The organism is Kitasatospora papulosa, assembly GCF_000717245.1.
Taxonomy (GTDB): Bacteria; Actinomycetota; Actinomycetes; order Streptomycetales; family Streptomycetaceae; genus Streptomyces; species Streptomyces papulosus.
Window position 1 is genome coordinate 82071 of sequence record NZ_JNYQ01000009.1, and the last position, 17344, is coordinate 99414.

General features: G+C 71.1%; 18 protein-coding genes. 6 read left to right on the forward strand and 12 right to left on the reverse strand.

Features of this window, described 5'->3' with window-relative positions:
- Window positions 1-181 precede the first annotated feature (181 nt).
- Both IA22_RS0122770 and IA22_RS0122775 read left to right on the forward strand, forming a co-directional pair.
- Window positions 182-580 carry a guanyl-specific ribonuclease gene (locus IA22_RS0122770; protein WP_030124673.1) on the forward strand — a complete coding sequence of 133 codons (399 nt, stop codon included), beginning with the start codon at window positions 182-184 and terminating at the stop codon, window positions 578-580.
- Window positions 581-675: 95 nt separating this feature from the next.
- Complete coding sequence (locus IA22_RS0122775; RefSeq protein WP_015579330.1) at window positions 676-1065, forward strand: barstar family protein; 390 nt, start codon at window positions 676-678, stop codon at window positions 1063-1065.
- Between the two features lie 78 nt (window positions 1066-1143).
- Here the strand turns inward: IA22_RS0122775 and IA22_RS0122780 are convergent, their stop codons facing one another.
- Window positions 1144-2886 (reverse strand): pyruvate dehydrogenase, encoded by a 1743-nt coding sequence (locus IA22_RS0122780; RefSeq protein WP_014153229.1) that lies wholly within the window; start codon window positions 2884-2886, stop codon window positions 1144-1146.
- Window positions 2887-2946: 60 nt separating this feature from the next.
- The gene (locus IA22_RS0122785; RefSeq protein ID WP_030124674.1) at window positions 2947-4287 is read right to left on the reverse strand and encodes a protein phosphatase 2C domain-containing protein; all 1341 of its coding nucleotides are present in this window, start codon (window positions 4285-4287) and stop codon (window positions 2947-2949) included.
- Between the two features lie 332 nt (window positions 4288-4619).
- On the opposite strand from IA22_RS0122785, the gene IA22_RS0122790 reads away from it, so the two are divergent.
- Together IA22_RS0122790 and IA22_RS0122795 are read left to right on the forward strand one after the other, a co-directional pair.
- A complete protein-coding gene (locus tag IA22_RS0122790; protein ID WP_030124675.1) occupies window positions 4620-5606 on the forward strand; it encodes a helix-turn-helix transcriptional regulator in 987 nt (328 codons plus the stop codon).
- Window positions 5607-5684: 78 nt separating this feature from the next.
- The gene (locus IA22_RS0122795) at window positions 5685-6167 is read left to right on the forward strand and encodes a DUF456 domain-containing protein (RefSeq protein ID WP_014153232.1); all 483 of its coding nucleotides are present in this window, start codon (window positions 5685-5687) and stop codon (window positions 6165-6167) included.
- A gap of 52 nt (window positions 6168-6219) precedes the next feature.
- Here IA22_RS0122795 and rsgA read toward each other — a convergent pair whose 3' ends face one another.
- The gene (gene rsgA / locus IA22_RS0122800; protein WP_015579326.1) at window positions 6220-7374 is read right to left on the reverse strand and encodes a ribosome small subunit-dependent GTPase A; all 1155 of its coding nucleotides are present in this window, start codon (window positions 7372-7374) and stop codon (window positions 6220-6222) included.
- 319 nt (window positions 7375-7693) lie between these two features.
- Between rsgA and IA22_RS0122805 the strand changes: the two genes are divergently transcribed.
- Entirely contained in the window at window positions 7694-8194 is a 501-nt protein-coding gene (locus tag IA22_RS0122805; RefSeq protein ID WP_030124676.1) for a DUF5949 family protein, read from the forward strand.
- Between the two features lie 136 nt (window positions 8195-8330).
- Here IA22_RS0122805 and IA22_RS0122810 read toward each other — a convergent pair whose 3' ends face one another.
- The 5 genes from IA22_RS0122810 to IA22_RS0122835 all read right to left on the reverse strand — a co-directional run bounded on the left by IA22_RS0122810 (window position 8331) and on the right by IA22_RS0122835 (window position 11262).
- Window positions 8331-8738: a rodlin gene (locus IA22_RS0122810; RefSeq protein ID WP_014153235.1), complete on the reverse strand. Its 408-nt coding sequence runs from the start codon at window positions 8736-8738 to the stop codon at window positions 8331-8333.
- A 608-nt stretch (window positions 8739-9346) separates the two neighbouring features.
- On the reverse strand, window positions 9347-9757 hold the full coding sequence (locus IA22_RS0122820) for a rodlin (protein ID WP_030124677.1): 411 nt from the start codon (window positions 9755-9757) through the stop codon (window positions 9347-9349).
- Between the two features lie 175 nt (window positions 9758-9932).
- A complete protein-coding gene (locus IA22_RS0122825) occupies window positions 9933-10235 on the reverse strand; it encodes a hypothetical protein (RefSeq protein ID WP_014153238.1) in 303 nt (100 codons plus the stop codon).
- A 170-nt stretch (window positions 10236-10405) separates the two neighbouring features.
- Window positions 10406-10639: a chaplin gene (locus tag IA22_RS0122830; protein WP_015579324.1), complete on the reverse strand. Its 234-nt coding sequence runs from the start codon at window positions 10637-10639 to the stop codon at window positions 10406-10408.
- 221 nt (window positions 10640-10860) lie between these two features.
- Window positions 10861-11262, reverse strand: coding sequence for a rodlin (locus tag IA22_RS0122835; RefSeq protein ID WP_030124678.1), 402 nt, complete (start codon window positions 11260-11262; stop codon window positions 10861-10863).
- A 275-nt stretch (window positions 11263-11537) separates the two neighbouring features.
- Between IA22_RS0122835 and IA22_RS0122840 the strand changes: the two genes are divergently transcribed.
- A complete protein-coding gene (locus tag IA22_RS0122840; protein ID WP_014153241.1) occupies window positions 11538-12320 on the forward strand; it encodes a chaplin in 783 nt (260 codons plus the stop codon).
- Window positions 12321-12397: 77 nt separating this feature from the next.
- Here IA22_RS0122840 and IA22_RS0122845 read toward each other — a convergent pair whose 3' ends face one another.
- The 4 genes from IA22_RS0122845 to IA22_RS0122860 are packed head-to-tail and all read right to left on the reverse strand — an operon-like array spanning window position 12398 to window position 17262.
- Entirely contained in the window at window positions 12398-13333 is a 936-nt protein-coding gene (locus tag IA22_RS0122845) for a dihydrodipicolinate synthase family protein (RefSeq protein WP_014153242.1), read from the reverse strand.
- Window positions 13330-14340: an oligopeptide/dipeptide ABC transporter ATP-binding protein gene (locus IA22_RS0122850; RefSeq protein ID WP_030124679.1), complete on the reverse strand. Its 1011-nt coding sequence runs from the start codon at window positions 14338-14340 to the stop codon at window positions 13330-13332. The genes IA22_RS0122845 and IA22_RS0122850 overlap by 4 nt, the downstream gene beginning before the upstream one ends.
- Window positions 14337-16310, reverse strand: a complete 1974-nt coding sequence (locus IA22_RS0122855; protein WP_030124680.1) for a dipeptide/oligopeptide/nickel ABC transporter permease/ATP-binding protein — start codon at window positions 16308-16310, stop codon at window positions 14337-14339. The genes IA22_RS0122850 and IA22_RS0122855 overlap by 4 nt, the downstream gene beginning before the upstream one ends.
- Before the next feature lies 1 nt (window position 16311).
- A complete protein-coding gene (locus IA22_RS0122860; protein WP_014153245.1) occupies window positions 16312-17262 on the reverse strand; it encodes an ABC transporter permease in 951 nt (316 codons plus the stop codon).
- Window positions 17263-17344: the final 82 nt, after the last annotated feature.

Sequence of the window (17344 nt, forward strand, 5' to 3'; positions counted from 1 at the left end):
GATGCATGCCCCCACAGCGGAGCCGCCACTCATCATCGGGCGTCAACACATGAACGCGCCCCCCGCACGCCCGGGGCGGTCGAGGGGGCTCGTCACATTTTCGTACTCACGGTTAACTTACTGAAAATTCACATGTGTTGGCGTTGACGGATGGGGATCTACGCGCGTCATCATGGTGAGCATGCGAATCCCCCCACGGATCACCACGCTCGGCGGCGCGGCCGCCCTCCTGTCCGTCCTCCTCGTCGGCGGCCCGGTCACCGCGTCGGCCGCGACGGCTCCCTCGACCACCGCGGTCGGCAGCGTCTGCTACTCCGCGCTGCCGTCCCAGGCACACGACACGCTCGACCTGATCGAGGCGGGCGGCCCGTTCCCGTACGACCAGGACGGCACCGTCTTCCAGAACAGGGAGGCACTGCTGCCCAGCCAGAGCACGGGCTACTACCACGAGTACACGGTCATCACGCCCGGCTCGTCCGACCGCGGTGCGCGGCGCATCGTGACGGGCGAGGAGACCGAGGAGGACTACTACACGGCGGACCACTACGAGTCCTTCGACCTCGTCGACCACGGCTGCTGACACCGCTCCCCGGACCGGCCCGCGCCGCAGTCCCCCACCTGCGGCGCGGGCCCTCGGGCCGGTGACGGGATAGATGACGCTTGTACGCTCCACGTATGACCGTGACGTATGTGATCGAAGGCTCCGGGGTCACCGGCCTGGACAGCTTCTGGGACGTGATGGGCGAGGCGGTGAACGGCCCCGGCGGCTACTTCGGCCGCAGCCTCGACGCGTTCGCGGACTGTCTCGGCGGCGGCTTCGGCACCCCTGAGGACGGCGCGTTCGTCATCGAGTGGCGCGACCACGCCCGCTCCGCCCGCGCGCTGGGCCACGAGGAGACCGCCCGACGGCTGGAGGGTCTGCTCCCCCGGGCGCACCCCACCAACCGGGCCCGGATCGAGCGCGAGCTGGCCGAGGCGAGGGCCGGCCGCGGCCCGACCCTCTTCGACGACCTCGTCGGGATCATCACGGACCGGGCCGGCCCCCGGGCACTACGGCTGGTGTGAGGCGCGGGCGTCAGGAACGCGCCCGGCACGGGCCTCCGCCGCGGCGAGGGCGGCCGGCGGCCCCTCCGGATCCGGTGCTCACGGCCGGGGAACGTTGCGGAGGTTGGAACGGGCCATCTGGAGCATCCTGCCGACCCCTCCGTCCAGGACGATCTTGCTGGCGGAGAGGGCGAACCCGGTGACCATGTCGGCGCTGATCTTCGGCGGGATGGAGAGGGCGTTCGGGTCGGTGACCACGTCGACGAGTGCGGGCCCCTTGTGCTTGAAGGCGTCCTTGAGCGCGCCCTCCAGCTGCTTGGGCTTCTCGACCCGGACCCCGTAGGCACCCGCGGCCCGTGCGATCGAGGCGAAGTCGGGGTTCTTGTTGGTCGTGCCGAACGACGGCAGCCCCGCCACCAGCATCTCCAGCTCGACCATCCCGAGCGAGGAGTTGTTGAACAGTACGACCTTCACCGGCAGGTCGTACTGGACGAGCGTGAGGAAGTCACCCATCAGCATGGTGAATCCGCCGTCGCCGGACATCGACACGACCTGCCGGTTCCGGTCGGTGAACTGCGCTCCGATGGCCTGCGGCAAGGCGTTCGCCATCGAGCCGTGGCTGAACGAGCCGATGACCCGGCGCCTGCCGTTGGGCGTGAGGTAGCGGGCCGCCCAGACGTTGCACATCCCGGTGTCGACGGTGAAGACGGCGTCCTCGTCGGCGATCTCGTCGAGCACCGAGGCCACGTACTCCGGGTGGATCGGGACGTGCTTGTCGACCTTGCGGGTGTACGCCTTGACCACGCCCTCGAGCGCGTCGGCGTGCTTCTTCAGCATCCGGTCGAGGAACTTGCGGTCGGTCTTGACCTTCACGCGCGGGGTCAGGCAGCGCAGCGTCTCGCGTACGTCGCCCCAGACGGCGAGGTCGAGTTTGGACCGCCGGCCCAGGTGCTCGGGACGCACGTCGACCTGGACGATCTTCACGTCGTTCGGGAGGAACGCGTTGTACGGGAAGTCCGTGCCCAGCAGGATCAGCAGGTCGCACTCGTTGGTCGCCTCGTAGGCGGCACCGTAGCCGAGCAGCCCGCTCATCCCCACGTCGTACGGGTTGTCGTACTGGATCCACTCCTTGCCGCGCAGCGCGTGGCCGACCGGGGCCTTCACCCGCTCGGCGAACTCCATGACCTCGGCATGCGCGCCCGCGGTTCCGCTCCCGCAGAACAGCGTCACCCGTTTGGCCTTGTCGATCATGGCGCAGAGCTTGTCGATCTCCTCGTCACCGGGCCTCACGGTGGGCCGCGAGGTGACCAGGGCGTGCTCGATCGACTTCTCCGGAGCGGGCTGCGAGGCGATGTCACCGGGCATCGAGACGACACTGACGCCACCGCGGCCGATCGCGTGCTGGACGGCCGTCTGGAGCAGCCGGGGCATCTGCTGCGGGTTGGAGATCATCTCGTTGTAGTGGCTGCACTCCTGGAAGAGCAGCTCGGGGTGGGTCGCCTGGAAGTAGCCGAGGCCGATCTCGCTGGACGGGATGTGGGAGGCGAGGGCGAGCACCGGGGCCATGGAGCGGTGGGCGTCGTACAGGCCGTTGATGAGGTGGAGGTTGCCCGGGCCGCACGATCCGGCGCAGGCGGCCAGCTTGCCGGTGATCTGGGCCTCGGCTCCGGCCGCGAAGGCCGCGGTCTCCTCGTGCCTGACCTGGATCCACTCGACCTCTGAATGACGCCGGACGGCGTCGACCACAGGGTTGAGGCTGTCACCGACGACGCCGTACAGCCGCTTGACCCCCGCCCGCACGAGAATGTCGACGAACTGTTCCGACACGTTCTGCTTGGCCATGGGTGCGCACCCTCTCTGCCTCCGGCTGTCCGTGCCTCCATCTATCCACGGTGTGCCCGGTTACGCCTCCCAGACAGCCGCGCCCGTACGGTCGTCGGCGTACCCCTTCGTCCTGAGCTGGATGTCGGCGAGATAGGCGGGCAGTCCCGGCGGGCCTCCGGAGGACCAGCGCCGCGCCAGCTCCCCGGCCAGCGCCGGCTCACCGCGCATCGGTTCGGCCAGCCCGTTCCCGCAGAGCAGCAGCGTGTCCCCGGGGCGGGCCACGGACGCGCGGAAGCGGAAGGGCTCGGCGGGTGGCGGTGCGCTCCCGGCCCGGGGGGACGAGGGCGTGGTGATCTGCAGATCCATCGTCAGCCGGTCGCCGTCCGGACCCTGTTCGTCGGCCGCGCCGCCGGCCGCCGGCCGCACCTCGGGGTCGAGGTCCTCCCACGCCCCGTCGCGGAGACGCAGGACTCCACCCGGTCCGATGCCGAAGAAGACCCGGGTGCGGCACTCGGGGTCGGCGGGCAGCAGCAGGCACCGCAGGCCGGCGGTGTAGGCGGACGGTTCGAGACCGAGCTCGGCGGCGCGGGCCCGCAGCTTGCCGTAGGTCCGGTCGGTGAGACGGTGCAGCCCCGACTTGAGGTCGCCCCTGCGCCCCGCCCGTATGTCCTCCGAGAGCCGGGCGTGGCTGCGGGCGACGGCTCCGCCGATCCAGCGACAGGCGTCGGCCGCGGCGGGACGGTCCTGTCCGTCGCCACGGACACCGCCGGCCACCGCGACCAGGACCAGGGCGCCGTCCCCGGCGCCGAAACGCGCGGTGAGCAGGGCGTCGCGACGGGGTTCCCCGCGGAAGCGGGCCGAGTCCCCGCGCACGGACGCGGCCCGCAGGGTGTACGTCCCGTAGCGGGCGCCGTCCAGGACGGTGTCGGGGACGAGGTCGTCGAGGGCGTCGGCCCCGGACTCCGGCAGGGCGGCCGGTTCGGCCTCGTAGGTGGGGGGCCGGTCCCCGACGTGGCCGACGGTGGGACGCTCCGGCGGCTGGACCGCCGACGGTACGGGCGGCGGCGGTGGCGGCTGCCGTACGGCGAAGGTCTGCGGCCGGGAGGGCCCTGCGGGTGCCTCCCACGGGGCGCGCCCGACGGCGACGGTGCGCGGCAGCCCCGGCGGCTCCGGCGCGGGCCCGGCTTCCGGGAGGCGGGGACCGGGCAGCGGCACGACCGTCGCCGGGTGGTCGCCCTCCACCGGGCCTTCCACCGGATCCGGCTCCGGCTCCGGGCCCACCGCGTCGGACACGGAGTCGAAGCGGGCGTCGAGACTGTCGGGCGCGCCGCTCGGCCCGGTGTCCCGCGCGGACTTGTCGTACAGCGCCCGCCACCAGTCGTCCTCGTGGGCGGCGGGCTTGTCACCCTGCTGGCTCATGTCCCTAGTGTCGACCGAGCGGGGCATACGAAACCGGGTCATCCGGAAATCCGGTCCGGAAGTGGCCTGCGCGGGGTTTCCGGAAACGGCCTGCGCGGGGTGGACCCGCCGGACGTCCCCACCCCCCACGGGAAGGTCGCCCGGCGGGCCGGTCTCCGCGATCTGCCCACCGCCGTGGGGCGGCTGCTGCTGCGGTGGCGCCAGATTGCCAGAGAGACCGGTGTCACGGGGCATGATGGGCCCGGCGGGTTTACGCCGTGGCCGCTTCCCGCCACCGCACACCCGTCCGATGGGCGCGGAAGCGTGCGACACCGATCCGGGGAGGGCCGAGGATGCTATCAGCGATAGGTCTCGACGAGAGGCAGGAAGCGGTCTACCGGACGCTGGTCGCGACGGGCGCCGCGGAGCTCTCCGACCTGGCGCGACGGCTGGCCCTGCCGGAGGCGGACACCGAGCGCGCGCTGCGCCGGCTGGAACAGCAGGGCCTCGTGGCCCAGTCCTCGTCCCGGGCGGGCCGATGGGTCGCCGCCCCGCCGGGCGTCGCCCTGGGCGCGCTGCTGACCCAGCAGCGCCACGAGCTCGAGCAGGCCGAACTGGCGTCCGCCCTGCTCGCCGAGGACTACCGGGCCCAGGCGGCCGAACCCGCGGTGCACGACCTGGTCGAGGTGGTGACGGGTGCGAGCGCGGTGGCCCACCGGTTCCACCAGCTGCAGCTGGGCGCCGCGACGGAGGTGTGCGCGCTGGTCACCGGTAAGCCGATCGCGGTCACCGGCATGGAGAACGAGTCCGAGGAACGGGCGACGATGCGGGGCGTGACCTACCGGGTGGTCGTCGAACGCGACGTCCTCTCACAGCCGGACGGGATCGTGGAGCTGTCGGCGGCGCTGGGCCGCGACGAGCAGTGCCGGGTGGTCGACCGGGTGCCGACGAAGCTGGTGGTCGCCGACGCCGCGCTGGCCATGGTGCCGCTGACCGGACGGCAAGCGGAACCCGCCGCCCTGGTGATCCACGCCAGTGGGCTGCTGGAGTCCCTGATGGGCCTGTTCGAGGCGGTGTGGCGGGACGCCATGCCGCTGCGGCTCGGGGCGAGCGGGATCGGCGAGCAGAACGGGCCGGGTGCGGACCCGACGGACCTGGAGATCCTCTCCCTGCTGCTGGCGGGACTCACGGACGCGAGTGTGGCCAAGCAGCTGGACCTGGGGCTGCGGACGGTGCAGCGGCGGGTGAAGGGGCTCATGGAGCTCACCGGGGTCACCACCCGTCTGCAGCTCGGCTGGCACGCCTACGAACGCGGCTGGGTGGCCCGCGCCCCGCGCTGAGCACCCGGCCAGGGGCTTCACCCGCCCGCGGGGACGCGCTGACGGGCGGGACCGGGCCGACTCCTGCACGCTGGTCGAATGAGTGTGTGGCAGCTCGTTGCCGTCGGGGCGGTGATGACGCTCGGCCTGGTCGGTGTCCTGGTGCCGGGTGTACCGGGACAGGCCATCGTCTGGGCCGCGGTGCTGTGGTGGGCCCTGACGGACCCCACCCCGGTCGCCTGGGGGGTGCTGATCGGCGCGACCTGTCTGCTGCTGCTGAACCAGGCGCTCAAGGCGCTGCTTCCCGCACGCCGCCCCCGCGAGTCGGGGGCACCGCACAGGACGCTGATGGCCGGCGGCATCGCGGCGATCGCCGGGTTCTTCGTGGTGCCGGTGGTGGGCGGGCTCCTCGGGTACGTGGGCGCCGTCTACGGCGCCGAACGCCTGCGCCTCGGCAGCAGGGCCGCGGGGTGGACCTCCCTCAGGTCCGTGCTGCGGGCGACGGGCTACTCCGTGCTCGTCGAGCTCTACTGCTGCCTGCTGGCCGTGGGCGCGTGGCTGGGAGCCGTCATCTGGGGCTGAGGACCCGGGGGGCCGTGGGGCCAGGCGGACGCCCGGCCCCACGGCCCCACCCTCAGCGCGTCCTGCCTCGCTTCAGCTCCATGGCCGCCCGGCCCTCCGCGCCCCTGCGCTTCCATTCGCGCAGGGTCTCGCTGCGGAGCCGGGCGTCGGTCTTCGCGGCGATGCGGTGGTTCTCCCGGAGCAGCTTGCGGTAGCTGTCGAGACGCCGCTCGGGCAGGGACCCGTCCTCGATCGCGGCCGTCACGGCACATCCGGGCTCGGACGTGTGGGCGCAGTCGTGGAAGCGGCACTGCCGGGCGAGGTCCTCGATCTCGGAGAAGACCTGTCCCACGCCGGCCTCGGCGTCCCAGAGGCCGACCCCCCTCAGTCCGGGGGTGTCGATCAGGACACCGCCTCCCGGCAGCACCAGGAGGTTGCGCGTCGTGGTGGTGTGACGGCCCTTGCCGTCCACCTCGCGCGCCTGCTGCACATGCATCACGTCCTCGCCGAGCAGGGTGTTGGCGAGGGTCGACTTCCCGGCGCCGGAGATCCCGAGCAGCACGCTCGTACCGCCGCCGACGATCGCCCCGAACACGTCGACGCCCTCCCCGGTGGCCGAGCTGACGGGCAGCACCTGTACCCCGGGGGCGATGCGCTCGACGTCCTCGACGAGATGGGACAGCGTGGTCACGTCCGGGACCAGGTCCGCCTTGGTGAGCAGCACGAGCGGGCGCGCCTCGTGGTCCACGGGCCGAGTCCCGTCGCCGAGCAGAGCCGCTCCGGCGGTGCTGGACATGGCCAGCGCGAGGAAGCGTTCCAGCCGTCCGAGGTCCAGCTCGACGGCCAGCGAGACGCAGATGACGACGTGATCGATGTTGGTCGCGAGGACCTGGCCTTCGGAGCGCTGCGACGACGTCGAACGGACGAAGGCCGTGCGGCGGGGCAGGAGGGTACGGACGAACTGCGGGTCGCCGTCGGGGTCGACGGCCACCCAGTCGCCCGTGCAGACGATCCGCATCGGGTCACGGGGCACCACGAACGCGGTGTCCGCCCGGACGACACCGTCCGGCGTGACGACGTCGCACCGGCCCCGGTCCACCCGCACCACGCGTCCCGGCAGGAGTCCCTGCTCGGCGTACGGGGCGAAGGTGTCGGCCCATGCGTCGTCCCAGCCGTACGGGGCCAGCGGGTGCGACGGGGTGGAAGCCTGGGAGATGGAGAAAGACAAGGGAAACCCTTCACAAGGGCGGCCCCGGCAACGCGCGATCAGGCGCGGGGAGAAAAGGTCAAGGTCAGCCGGCGGCCACAGGGGTGGGAACGATGCACTTCGGGTCGTGGGCAGTGCCCACCGCTGCGACAGTCATCAATGTCCTCACCTCCTGGTTCCTGGAACTGCGCACACCCTAGCCCGGAGGCGGCCGGGACGGTCAACAGGTTTTTCTGCGATCGGGGGCGCACACGGCCGATTGCCCCGGGTCGACAGAGATGTACCCGATCAGGTGATACGCGTGCACACGTACCGGTCTCGTGCCGTTAGGGTGCCGGACATGACCTCACCCAAAGCCGCCACCGCCCCTTTCACACCTGCCCAGTTGGGCACCCAGATCCTGATCGGCTGGAGCGGGTCGAATCCCGGAACGGGGCGGGAGACCGCCTTCCTGCTCACCTACTCGCTCGGCGACGGCTCCGACGGACCGGAGGCGGGCGAGCAGGCCATGCGCACGGCTCTGGGGCGCAGCGGTCTGCGGGTGGGGGGAGAGACGCTGGACGCGTCGGAGCACCCCAACCTCCCGGTGAAGCTGCTCATCCAGGCCGGACAGGCCGTCCTGACGCTTCCTCACTTCAACGCCCAGTACACCGTGCCGCCCGAGTGGCTGGCCGTGGCGCGGTCGGAGGGCAAGGTGCACGGGATGTTCGCCACGCGTCCGTGGCCCGCGGCAGTCCCCGGGCAGCCGGTGAGCGAGGAACTGCTGGCCTCCTTCGTGGGTGATCCCGAGATCATCCGCACCTCGGCCCACTGCCTCATGCCGGTACGCACCCTGGGCTGACCGCGCCCGCTTCCCGCCCGTACGCCGATGCCCACCACCCCCCGTGGAGTGGTGGGCATCGCCGTGTGCGTGCCGCACAGCCGAATGCGGGCGGCCCCGCGGGCAATGCGCCCCGGACCGCCCGCATTCAGTGGTGTCAGTTGTTGCCGACGCCGTTGCCCGAGAGCACCGGGATGTCGCTCAGGATGTGCGACAGCGGCTCGTCACCCTTGGCCTGGGTGGAGTTGTCGGCGCACTGCTGGTTCTGCGGGTTGGACAGGACGTTGACGTCCTGGACCGCGATCGGAATGAGACCGATCAGCGAGCCCACGTTGGCCTTCACCGGCAGGGCGATGCAGGGCTTGTTCAGCGAGCCCTGCACGAGGCTGAGCTGCGGGCTCTGGTCACCCTTGGTGGAGCTGTTGCCGTACTCCGCCTCCGCACCGTTACCGTTGACGGTCGTGGTGCCGTGGTCGTCGCCGATCGCCATGGCCGAGGGGGCCGCGGCGGCGGACAGACCGAGGAGGGACACAGCCACAGCGGCGCCGGCCATCATCTTCTTCATTGCGCTTCACCTTTCGGAGCGTCCCGTTGTGGAACGTACTGATCAACCGCAAACGGAGGATTAAGTTCCGCTGCACCACTCGAACGGGTTGGATCGGGCTGCCCGTCGACGCGCCTCCTACCGGCAGTCCGGCTCCATCCGGGCGGCGGGGACGAAGACCTCGCGGGGGCGCGGGGCCCGCGGAGGCACCGGCGGCCCTGACGCAGTGCCCGCCAGGTCCTGCCCAGCCTCCCGCCGTGCCGCGTCCCGCCATTCGGCGAGCAACCGGTCGTAGATGGGCGTGGAGCTCTCCGGCGTCCGGTCACGGCCGCGCGCATGGTGACTGTCGTACGGGTCCATGTTCCGCCCCTACCCGGCCGGGCGCGCGGCGTCCGCCGGGACTGGGGCAACCGGCCCAATGTGCGCACTATCGGGCTACCCGACGTGCAGACCGGTGGCGCCATGGCTCCCGGACACGCGTACGGGGCCGGTCCGATGCGGGCGCCGACCGCCGAGCGGTGGGCGTGCGGAAGGACCGGCCCCGTACGTGCTCACTGACGCACTACGACGGGCGGGAATCGGTGCGCCCTGACCTCAACGGTCGCAGGGCGAGCCGGAGTCGCACGGAATCAGTTGTTGCCCGCGCCGTTGCCCGAGAGCAGCGGGATGTCGTTCAGGATGTGCGACAGCGCCTCGTCACCCTTGGCCTGGGTGGAGTTCTCGGTGCACTGCTGGTTCTGCGGGGAGGACAGGACGTTGATGTCCTGGACCGAGATCGGGACGAGGCCGAGCAGCGAGCCGACGTTGGCCTTCGCGGGGAGGGCGATGCAGGGCTTGTTGAACGAGCCCTGGATGAGGCCGATCTGCGGGCTCATGTCGCCGTGCGTGCTGCTGTTGCCGTAGTACTGGTCGGAGCCGTTGCCGTTGACCGACGTCGTACCGGTGTCGTTGCCGATCGCCATGGCCGAGGGGGCGGCAGCGGCGGAAATACCGGCGACGGAGGCGGCGACTGCCGCGGACGCCAGAATCTTCTTCATCATGAACGTGCCCTTCTGGATTTCTGTTTGCCCGCCTGTCCGGAGCATTCTGAACAACTCCGCGGAGGGGGTCCCGGTTTCGCCCCTTCACCCGAACGATTTCCCGGGCCGGTTTCGCTGCCCCCTGCACGAGTGCCGTCCGACGGAGCGGCACGACGCGAAAGGGGACCGCTGTGGATCAGCCGCCGAGGGGGAGCCCGCCGATGAGCGGGCCGGCCGCCTCGGCGACGGTGGTGACGGCCTGCGCCGACTTGGCCACCTTGCCGTCCTCCGTGACCTTTCCGGCGGTGTCCCCCACCGCGTCCACCACGGGGTTCACCACCTGGTCGGGGAGGGTGGGGACGGTCGAGGTCAGTTCGTTCACGCCGCCGGTGAGACTGATCCGGGGTGCCGTGGGGGTGGCTGCGGCGAAGGCGGGGGCGGCCGACCCGAGAGCGGCGACGGAACCTGCGACGAGGGCGACGGTCTTCGCGTACTTCACTTCTCAAATCCCTTCTCCGGCGGCATCTGCCGCCTTTTCAGGGACAACGACCGAGCGGTGGGCGGGGAAACTGCGGGAGCCGCATTTCCTGCTCACGACGAAAGGCCCTGGGGCGCCATGCGCGCCCCAGGGCCTTCTCATGACGAGCCGTCGGCCCGGTCGGCGAAAGCTCAGTCGTTGATGCAGACGTTGCCGAACGCCGGGTTGAGCAGACCGATCACGTTGACGGTGTTGCCGCAGACGTTCACCGGAATGTGGATCGGGACCTGGACGACATTGCCGGACAGGACACCCGGGGACCCGGCGGCAACGGCACCGGCGCCGGCGTCGGCCATGGCCGGGGCAGCGGCGCCCAGCGCCATGAGGGTTCCGGCGGCGACGGCGGCGACCTTGGTGTACTTCACGTTCATCCCTTTCTGCAGCGGAGTCCTGGACGGACACGTCTTTCGTGCCGCACGAGCGCGTCCGTGAACGCACCCGTGACTCCGGAGCTGTAATACGTAACGATCTACGGGCGACTTCGAAACGCTGTGGGAAACGTTTTCGGGAAAACCGCCCGAATGACGCAGGCCCGGGCCGCACGATGGAGGAGTGTCGGCGGCCCGGACCGGTCGTAGAGGCCGGATCAGCTGTTGCCGGCGCCGTTGCCGGAGAGAACCGGGATGTCGCTCAGGATGTGCGACAGCGGCTCGTCACCCTTGGCCTGGGTGGAGTTGTCGGCGCACTGCTGGTTCTGCGGGTTCGACAGGACGTTGACGTCCTGGACCGCGATCGGAATGAGACCGATCAGCGAGCCCACGTTGGCCTTCACCGGCAGGGCGATGCACGGCTTGTTCAGCGAGCCCTGCACGAGGCTGAGCTGCGGGCTCTGGTCACCCTTGGTGGAGCTGTTGCCGTACTCCGCCTCGGCACCGTTGCCGTTGATCGTCGTCGTACCGGTGTCGTCACCGATCGCCATGGCGCTGGTCGCCGAGAGACCGAGGATGGAGGCGGCGACGGCGCCCGTCGCCAGGACCTTCTTGATCACGATGAACCCTTCTCGTACCGAGTGCCCCGCAGCGGAGCGCCCTGATCAACTCGCCGCCCGGCATTTGGTTCCCCCCGCCCGGCCCCGTTCACCCGAATGCCATGAACGCCACATCGAACGAACGCACGTTCGTGACCCTTTCGGGTGGTTACACGATTTCCACCGATCTCCAAGTTTCCCCCGCAACCGTCGCGTCGTTAGGAAGTCGTCCGCGTCGATGGAATGACCGCCATCAGGGTCACCGCCCACGCGAATTTCCCGGAGAAGGGCATGTAATGCGACAGGTTCTGAACAAAAGCATGATCGTCATGGCGGCGGCGTCGGGCATCCTGACCGCCGCCGGCGGTTATGCGCACGCCGACGCCTCGGCCGACGGAGTCGCCGCGAACTCGCCCGGTGTCGGTTCGGGCAACGCCGTGCAGGTCCCGGTGCACGTCCCGGTCAACCTCTGCGGCAACACCGTCAATGTGATCGCCCTGCTGAACCCGGCCTTCGGTAACTCCTGCGCGAACGTCAGCTCGCACGAGGGTCACGGCGCCGCGCAGGACGACGCGTACGGCGACGAGCACGGCCAGGCACAGGGCGGGGGCCACAAGGGCTCGGGCGCGAGCGCCGACGGCAAGGCCGTCGGTTCCCCGGGCGTCCTCTCCGGCAACCTGGTCCAGGCTCCGGTCGAGGTCCCGGTGAACGCCTGCGGCAACAGCGTCGATGTCGTCGGTCTGCTGAACCCGGCGTTCGGCAACGACTGCGTGAACGACAGCGGTGACCACCCGGGCCACCCGCCGGTGAAGCCGCCGGTGGAGCCCCCGACCGAGGAGCCGCCGACGGTCACGCCGCCGACCGAGGAGCCCCCCACCGAGGAGCCGCCGACGGTCACCCCGCCGACCTCGAAGCCCCCCGTGGAGGAGCCGCCGGCCGGTAACCCGGGCCCGAACACGCCCGACACGCAGCTGGCGCAGACCGGTTCCGCCGGCATGGGCCTGGCCGCCGGCGCGAGCGCTGGGCTGCTGCTGGGTGGCGCGGTGCTCATGCGCCGCACCCGCGCCTCGCGCAACTAGTAGGCCCCCACACGGAAGGGCCGTCCCGCAGCACGGATGCTGCGGGACGGCCCTTCCGCACGTGCGGGGAAACGGTGTCAGACGCGGGACAGGCCCGCCCGGTCCAGGTACGCGGCGATCACGACGGTCTCGGCGGCGTCGAGCCTGCGCATGGGCGGGCTCATCACGTTGGTCGCGATGACCCCGCGCAGCATCAGGGCCGTCTTGAAGGCGCCCAGCCCGGCCGCGGTCGCCGAAGCGGTGCCGGACGCGGCGGCCGTGACGATGTCGAACAGCCCGACCAGGCGGTCCTGTTCGGTCGAGGCGGCCGCCCAGTCCCCGCGTACGGCCGCCTCGTGCAGCCGTACGTAGCCGTGCGGGTCGACGTTGCCCAGGCCGGGCACCGAACCGTCGGCGCCGCTCAGCATCATCGCGTCGACCACCAGCTCGTGGCCGGTGAGAACCGAGAAACCGGGGAGCGCCCGGGCGCCGATGGCGAGCCTGCGGAACGATCCGTCGTCGCCGCTGGAGTCCTTCACACCGGCGAGCACGCCGTCCGCGGCAAGCGGGAGCAGCAGTTCCGGGTCCAGCTTGGTGTGGACGCACACCGGTACGTCGTAGGCCAGGAGCGGGAGGTCCACCGCCGCCGCGATGTCGCGGAAGTGGCGGTCGATCTCCGTGGGGTGGGTGCGGGTGTAGAAGGGCGCCGTGGCGACGACCGCGTCCGCGCCGAGACCGGCGGCGGCGCGGGCCCTCTCGATCGCCCGGTTCGTGGTGGTCTCGATGGCGCCGACGAGGACGGGTACCTGTCCGGCCGCCACCGAGGTGATCACCTTGATGACCTCGTCCTGCTGCGCGGGCGTGAGGTAGGCGGTCTCGCCGGAGCTGCCCAGGGCGAAGAGTCCGCTCACTCCTCCGTCGAGGAGGTGACCGACGACCCGCTCCAGGGACGGCGCGTCCAGCTCGCCGTCCTGGGTGAGCGGGGTGACGACCGGCGGGATCACTCCGGAGTAGGAGGTGGTGGGGGTGGTCATGCGGTACTCCTCGCGGACGGTACGGGGATCGGGTCCCCGGACGGGGACGACGTGGTGGGCTGGGGGTGGACGCAGTGCCAGCGGTGTCCGCCGGAGCCGGAGGTCTCCGCGGGGAAGGCCGTGGCGCACGCGTCGTCGGCCTTCCAGCAGCGGGTGGTGAACGGGCATCCCGGCGGTGGGTTGGTGGCGGAGGGCACGGGCCCGGTGAGCACGATGCGCTCCGTCGTCTCCAGCAGGCTGGGCGTGGCGGAGAGCAGGGCCTCGGTGTACGGGTGGCTCGGGGCCCCGGCCACATCGGCAGCCCTCCCCTCCTCGACGATGCGGCCGAGGTAGAGGACGGCGATGCGGTCGGCGAGGTAGCGCACGGTCTGGATGTCGTGCGAGATGAACACCATGCCGAGGCCCAGGCGTTCGCGCAGGTCGACAAGGAGGTTGAGCACCTGGGCGCGTACGGAGACGTCGAGCGCGGAGGTGGGTTCGTCGGCGACGATCAGTTCCGGTTCGAGGGCCAGGGCACGGGCGATGGCGACGCGCTGGCGCTGGCCGCCGGAGAGCTGGCCCGGCAGCGCCCCGAGGGTGTGGCCGGGCAGCCCGACCAGGTCGAGCAGTTCCTCCACACGGGCCTCGCGCTCCTCCCGGGTGCCGCGCCGGTGCACGTTCAGCGGGTCGAGCAGGATCTGACGGACGGTGAGACGCGGGTTGAGCGCGGTGGAGGGGTCCTGGAAGACGACGCCGACGGCCGAGCCGAAGTCGTTGCGCCGTTCGGAGCCCGTCATCTCCCACAGGTTGCGCCCGTGGAAGGTGACCTCGCCCTCGGTGGGCTTCTGGAGCCCGGTGAGCACCCTGGCCAAGGTGGACTTGCCGCAGCCGGACTCGCCGACCAGGCCCACGATCTCGCCGCGCTCGACCTCCAGCGTGGCGTCGGTGAGCGCGTGGACCGCGTCGCGGCTGAACAGACCGCCGCTGCGCGCCTTGTGGCGTACGTGAACGCCGTCGAGCTTGATCACAGGGCGCTCCCTTCCAGCTTCTTCGCGGCGGCCTGAGCCGGGTGGTGGCAGGCGAAGCCGTGGTCCTTCGCGGTGCCTCGCACCGTGAGTACGGGGGTCGTCGTACGACAGAGGTCGGTCGCCGCACCGCAGCGCCCGGCGAAGCGGCATCCCTCGCCGAAGCCCTGAGGGGCGGGGACGACTCCGCGGATCTGGTGCAGCCGGTCGGCGCCGGCCTCCACGGAGACGACGGAGCCGAGGAGACCGCGGCTGTAGTGGTGGGTGGGGTCGGTGAGGATGGACCGGGTGGCGCCGATCTCGGCGAGCCGGCCCGCGTACATGACGGCGACCCGGTGCGAGAGGTCGCCGACCAGGGCAAGGTCGTGGGAGACCAGCACCATGGCGAATCCGAGCTCGTCGCGGAGCTCGACGAGGAGTTCGACGACCTGGGCCTGGACGGTGACGTCGAGTGCGGTGGTCGGCTCGTCCGCGATCAGCAGGCGCGGGCTGCGGGAGAGGGCCATGGCGATCAGGACGCGCTGGCGCTGGCCGCCGGAGAGCTCGTGCGGGTAGCTGCGCAGGGTGCGTTCCGGCGCGAGGCCGACGAGTTCGAGGAGCTCGGTCGGAGTCTTCGTACCGCCGCGTGAGGTCAGCTGCTCGAGCTGGGTGCCGACGAGCACGGAGGGGTTGAGGGAGGAGAGCGCGTCCTGGTAGACCATCGCGATCTCGGGGCCCATCAGGGCGCGGCGTTCCTTGGGCGGGAGCTTCAGCAGGTCCCGGCCGCGGTAGAGGATCTCGCCGCTGACCTCGGCGTTGCGGGCGAGGAGCCCCATGACCGCGAGGCTGGTGATGGACTTGCCGCACCCGGACTCGCCGACCAGACCAAGGGTCTCGCCCTCGTGGACGGTGAAGTTCAGCCGGTCGACGACGGGGATGTCCCCGTAACGGTCCGGGAAGCGGATGGCCAGGTCGCGTACGACGAGGAGTTCGTCGGCGTCCTCCCGTACCGGTGTGATGGTGGGGTCGGTGGCCTCGATGTGGCGGGCGAGCTTGGCGAGGGCGGCGTCGACGTCGACGGTGGAGGCGGCCTCGACCGGGTCCGGCGCCGTGGTGGTCGCGGAGGTCGGGGAGGTGCGGGCCCTCCGGGGTGCGGCGGAGGCGTCGGTCAGGCCCTCGGAGAGGATGTTGAGCGCGAGGACGGTGATCAGCAGGGCCAGGCCGGGGAAGAACGTGGCCCACCAGCCGCCTGCCAGGAGGATCTGCCGTCCGTAGGCGAGGACGCTGCCCCAGCTGGGGTCGGGGTCCTGCACACCGGCGCCGATGAAGGAGAGGCTGGCCTCGAAGATGATGGCCTCGGCGACCATGACGGTCGCGAACACCATGACGGGCGCCATGCAGTTGACGGCGACGTGGCGGAGCACGATGTAGCCGCGCCGGGCTCCGATGACCTTCTCGGCGGCGACGTAGTCCTCCCCGTACTGGGCGAGGACGTTGGCGCGTACGACGCGGGCCAGGGAGGGCGAGTAGACGAAGGCGATGGTGAAGATGATGACCGGGATGCTGGTGCCGAACACGGCGACGAGGACGGCCGCGAGCGCGATCGGCGGGAAGGACATGACGATGTCGAGGGTGCGCATGACGGACTCGTCGCCGAGCTTGCGCGACGTGGCGGCGAGCGCTCCGAGGACGGATCCGGCGACCAGGGCGAGGGCGGTCGCGCCGAGGCCGATGACCAGCGAGTAGCGCGAGCCGTGCACCACCCGGGCGAAGACGTCGCGGCCCGCACGGTCGGTGCCGAACCAGTGGTCCGCGCTCGGGCCCTGGACGGGGGTGCCGGTGGTCAGCGGGTCCTGCGTGAGCAGGGGGGCGAGTACGGCGCCGAGCACGACGAAGATCAGCACGCCGAGGGCGACGCGGGAGGTGACCGGCAGGGCGCGGAAGGCGATGCCGGGCCGGGAGAGTGTGGTGGCCAGACGGCCCGTGGCGAACATGTCACACCGTCCTGATGCGCGGGTTGACCAGCAGGTAGAGCAGGTCGACGATGACGTTGACCACCAGGAAGGCGATGGCGATGGTCAGTACGGTGCCCTGGACCAGGGCGACGTCGCCGCCGGTGACACCTTCGAGGATGAGTTTGCCCATGCCGGGCAGGTCGAAGATCGCTTCGATCACGACGGCTCCGCTGAGCAGGTAGCCGACCTTGACCCCGAGCACGGTGAGCGGGGTGACGAGCGCGTTGCGCAGCACCGAGCGGACGACCAGGAAGACCGGCAGGCCGTTGCCCTGTGCGGTGCGGACGTAGTCGCGGTCGAGCTCCGCGACCATGGAGGTGCGGACGAGCCGGGCGAGCGAGGCCGCGACGGGCACCGCCAGCGACACCGCCGGCAGGACCATGGTGGTGAGCCAGCCGCTGAACGAGTCGGCGGGGTTGGTGTATCCGCCGGTCGGGAAGATCCGGGTGTTCAGCGCGAACTGCTGGATGAGCAGGACGCCGAGCCAGAAGGACGGGACGGCGACCCCGGCCATGGACAGGACGCGGAAGAGCTGGTCGGGCCAGCGGTCCCGGTACATGGCACCGAGGACTCCGCCGACGACGGCGAGGACGATCGCGAGGAGCAGCCCGAGGAAGGTGAGTTGCAGGGTGAGCGGGAAGGCGGCGGTGATCCGGTCGATCACGGGCTGACTGGGTGGGACGGTCATCCCCAGGTCGAAGTGGAGCAGTTGGCCGAGGAAGTCGAAGTACCGCACGGGCAGCGGATCGTTGAGCCCGTTGGCCTCGGCGAAGGCCGCGCGGGCCTCAGGGGTGGCGCTCTCCCCGAGCGCGTTGAAGGCCGGGTCGACCGGCGAGAACTGCAGCACCACGAAGACGAGCAGCGCGATGCCGAGGATCATCACCGGCATCATCGCGACGCGTCGCAGCGCGAGCCGGAGAAAAGCAACCATCGTCGGGTTCCTTGCGATTGAGCGGGCGGCTGGTCCGGGCGGCCGGGGAGGGCGGACCGGACCGGTGTGCGGGGCCTGCCGG

Coding starts and splice junctions, on each gene's coding strand:
- IA22_RS0122775 (WP_015579330.1), top strand. CDS start 676: ATGACCGTGACGTATGTGATCGAAGGCTCCGGGGTCACCGGCCTGGAC.
- IA22_RS0122810 (WP_014153235.1), bottom strand. CDS start 8,738: ATGAAGAAGATGATGGCCGGCGCCGCTGTGGCTGTGTCCCTCCTCGGT.
- IA22_RS0122790 (WP_030124675.1), top strand. CDS start 4,620: ATGCTATCAGCGATAGGTCTCGACGAGAGGCAGGAAGCGGTCTACCGG.
- IA22_RS0122785 (WP_030124674.1), bottom strand. CDS start 4,287: ATGAGCCAGCAGGGTGACAAGCCCGCCGCCCACGAGGACGACTGGTGG.
- IA22_RS0122820 (WP_030124677.1), bottom strand. CDS start 9,757: ATGATGAAGAAGATTCTGGCGTCCGCGGCAGTCGCCGCCTCCGTCGCC.
- IA22_RS0122840 (WP_014153241.1), top strand. CDS start 11,538: ATGCGACAGGTTCTGAACAAAAGCATGATCGTCATGGCGGCGGCGTCG.
- IA22_RS0122780 (WP_014153229.1), bottom strand. CDS start 2,886: ATGGCCAAGCAGAACGTGTCGGAACAGTTCGTCGACATTCTCGTGCGG.
- IA22_RS0122845 (WP_014153242.1), bottom strand. CDS start 13,333: ATGACCACCCCCACCACCTCCTACTCCGGAGTGATCCCGCCGGTCGTC.
- IA22_RS0122795 (WP_014153232.1), top strand. CDS start 5,685: ATGAGTGTGTGGCAGCTCGTTGCCGTCGGGGCGGTGATGACGCTCGGC.
- IA22_RS0122855 (WP_030124680.1), bottom strand. CDS start 16,310: ATGTTCGCCACGGGCCGTCTGGCCACCACACTCTCCCGGCCCGGCATC.
- IA22_RS0122860 (WP_014153245.1), bottom strand. CDS start 17,262: ATGGTTGCTTTTCTCCGGCTCGCGCTGCGACGCGTCGCGATGATGCCG.
- IA22_RS0122805 (WP_030124676.1), top strand. CDS start 7,694: ATGACCTCACCCAAAGCCGCCACCGCCCCTTTCACACCTGCCCAGTTG.
- IA22_RS0122770 (WP_030124673.1), top strand. CDS start 182: ATGCGAATCCCCCCACGGATCACCACGCTCGGCGGCGCGGCCGCCCTC.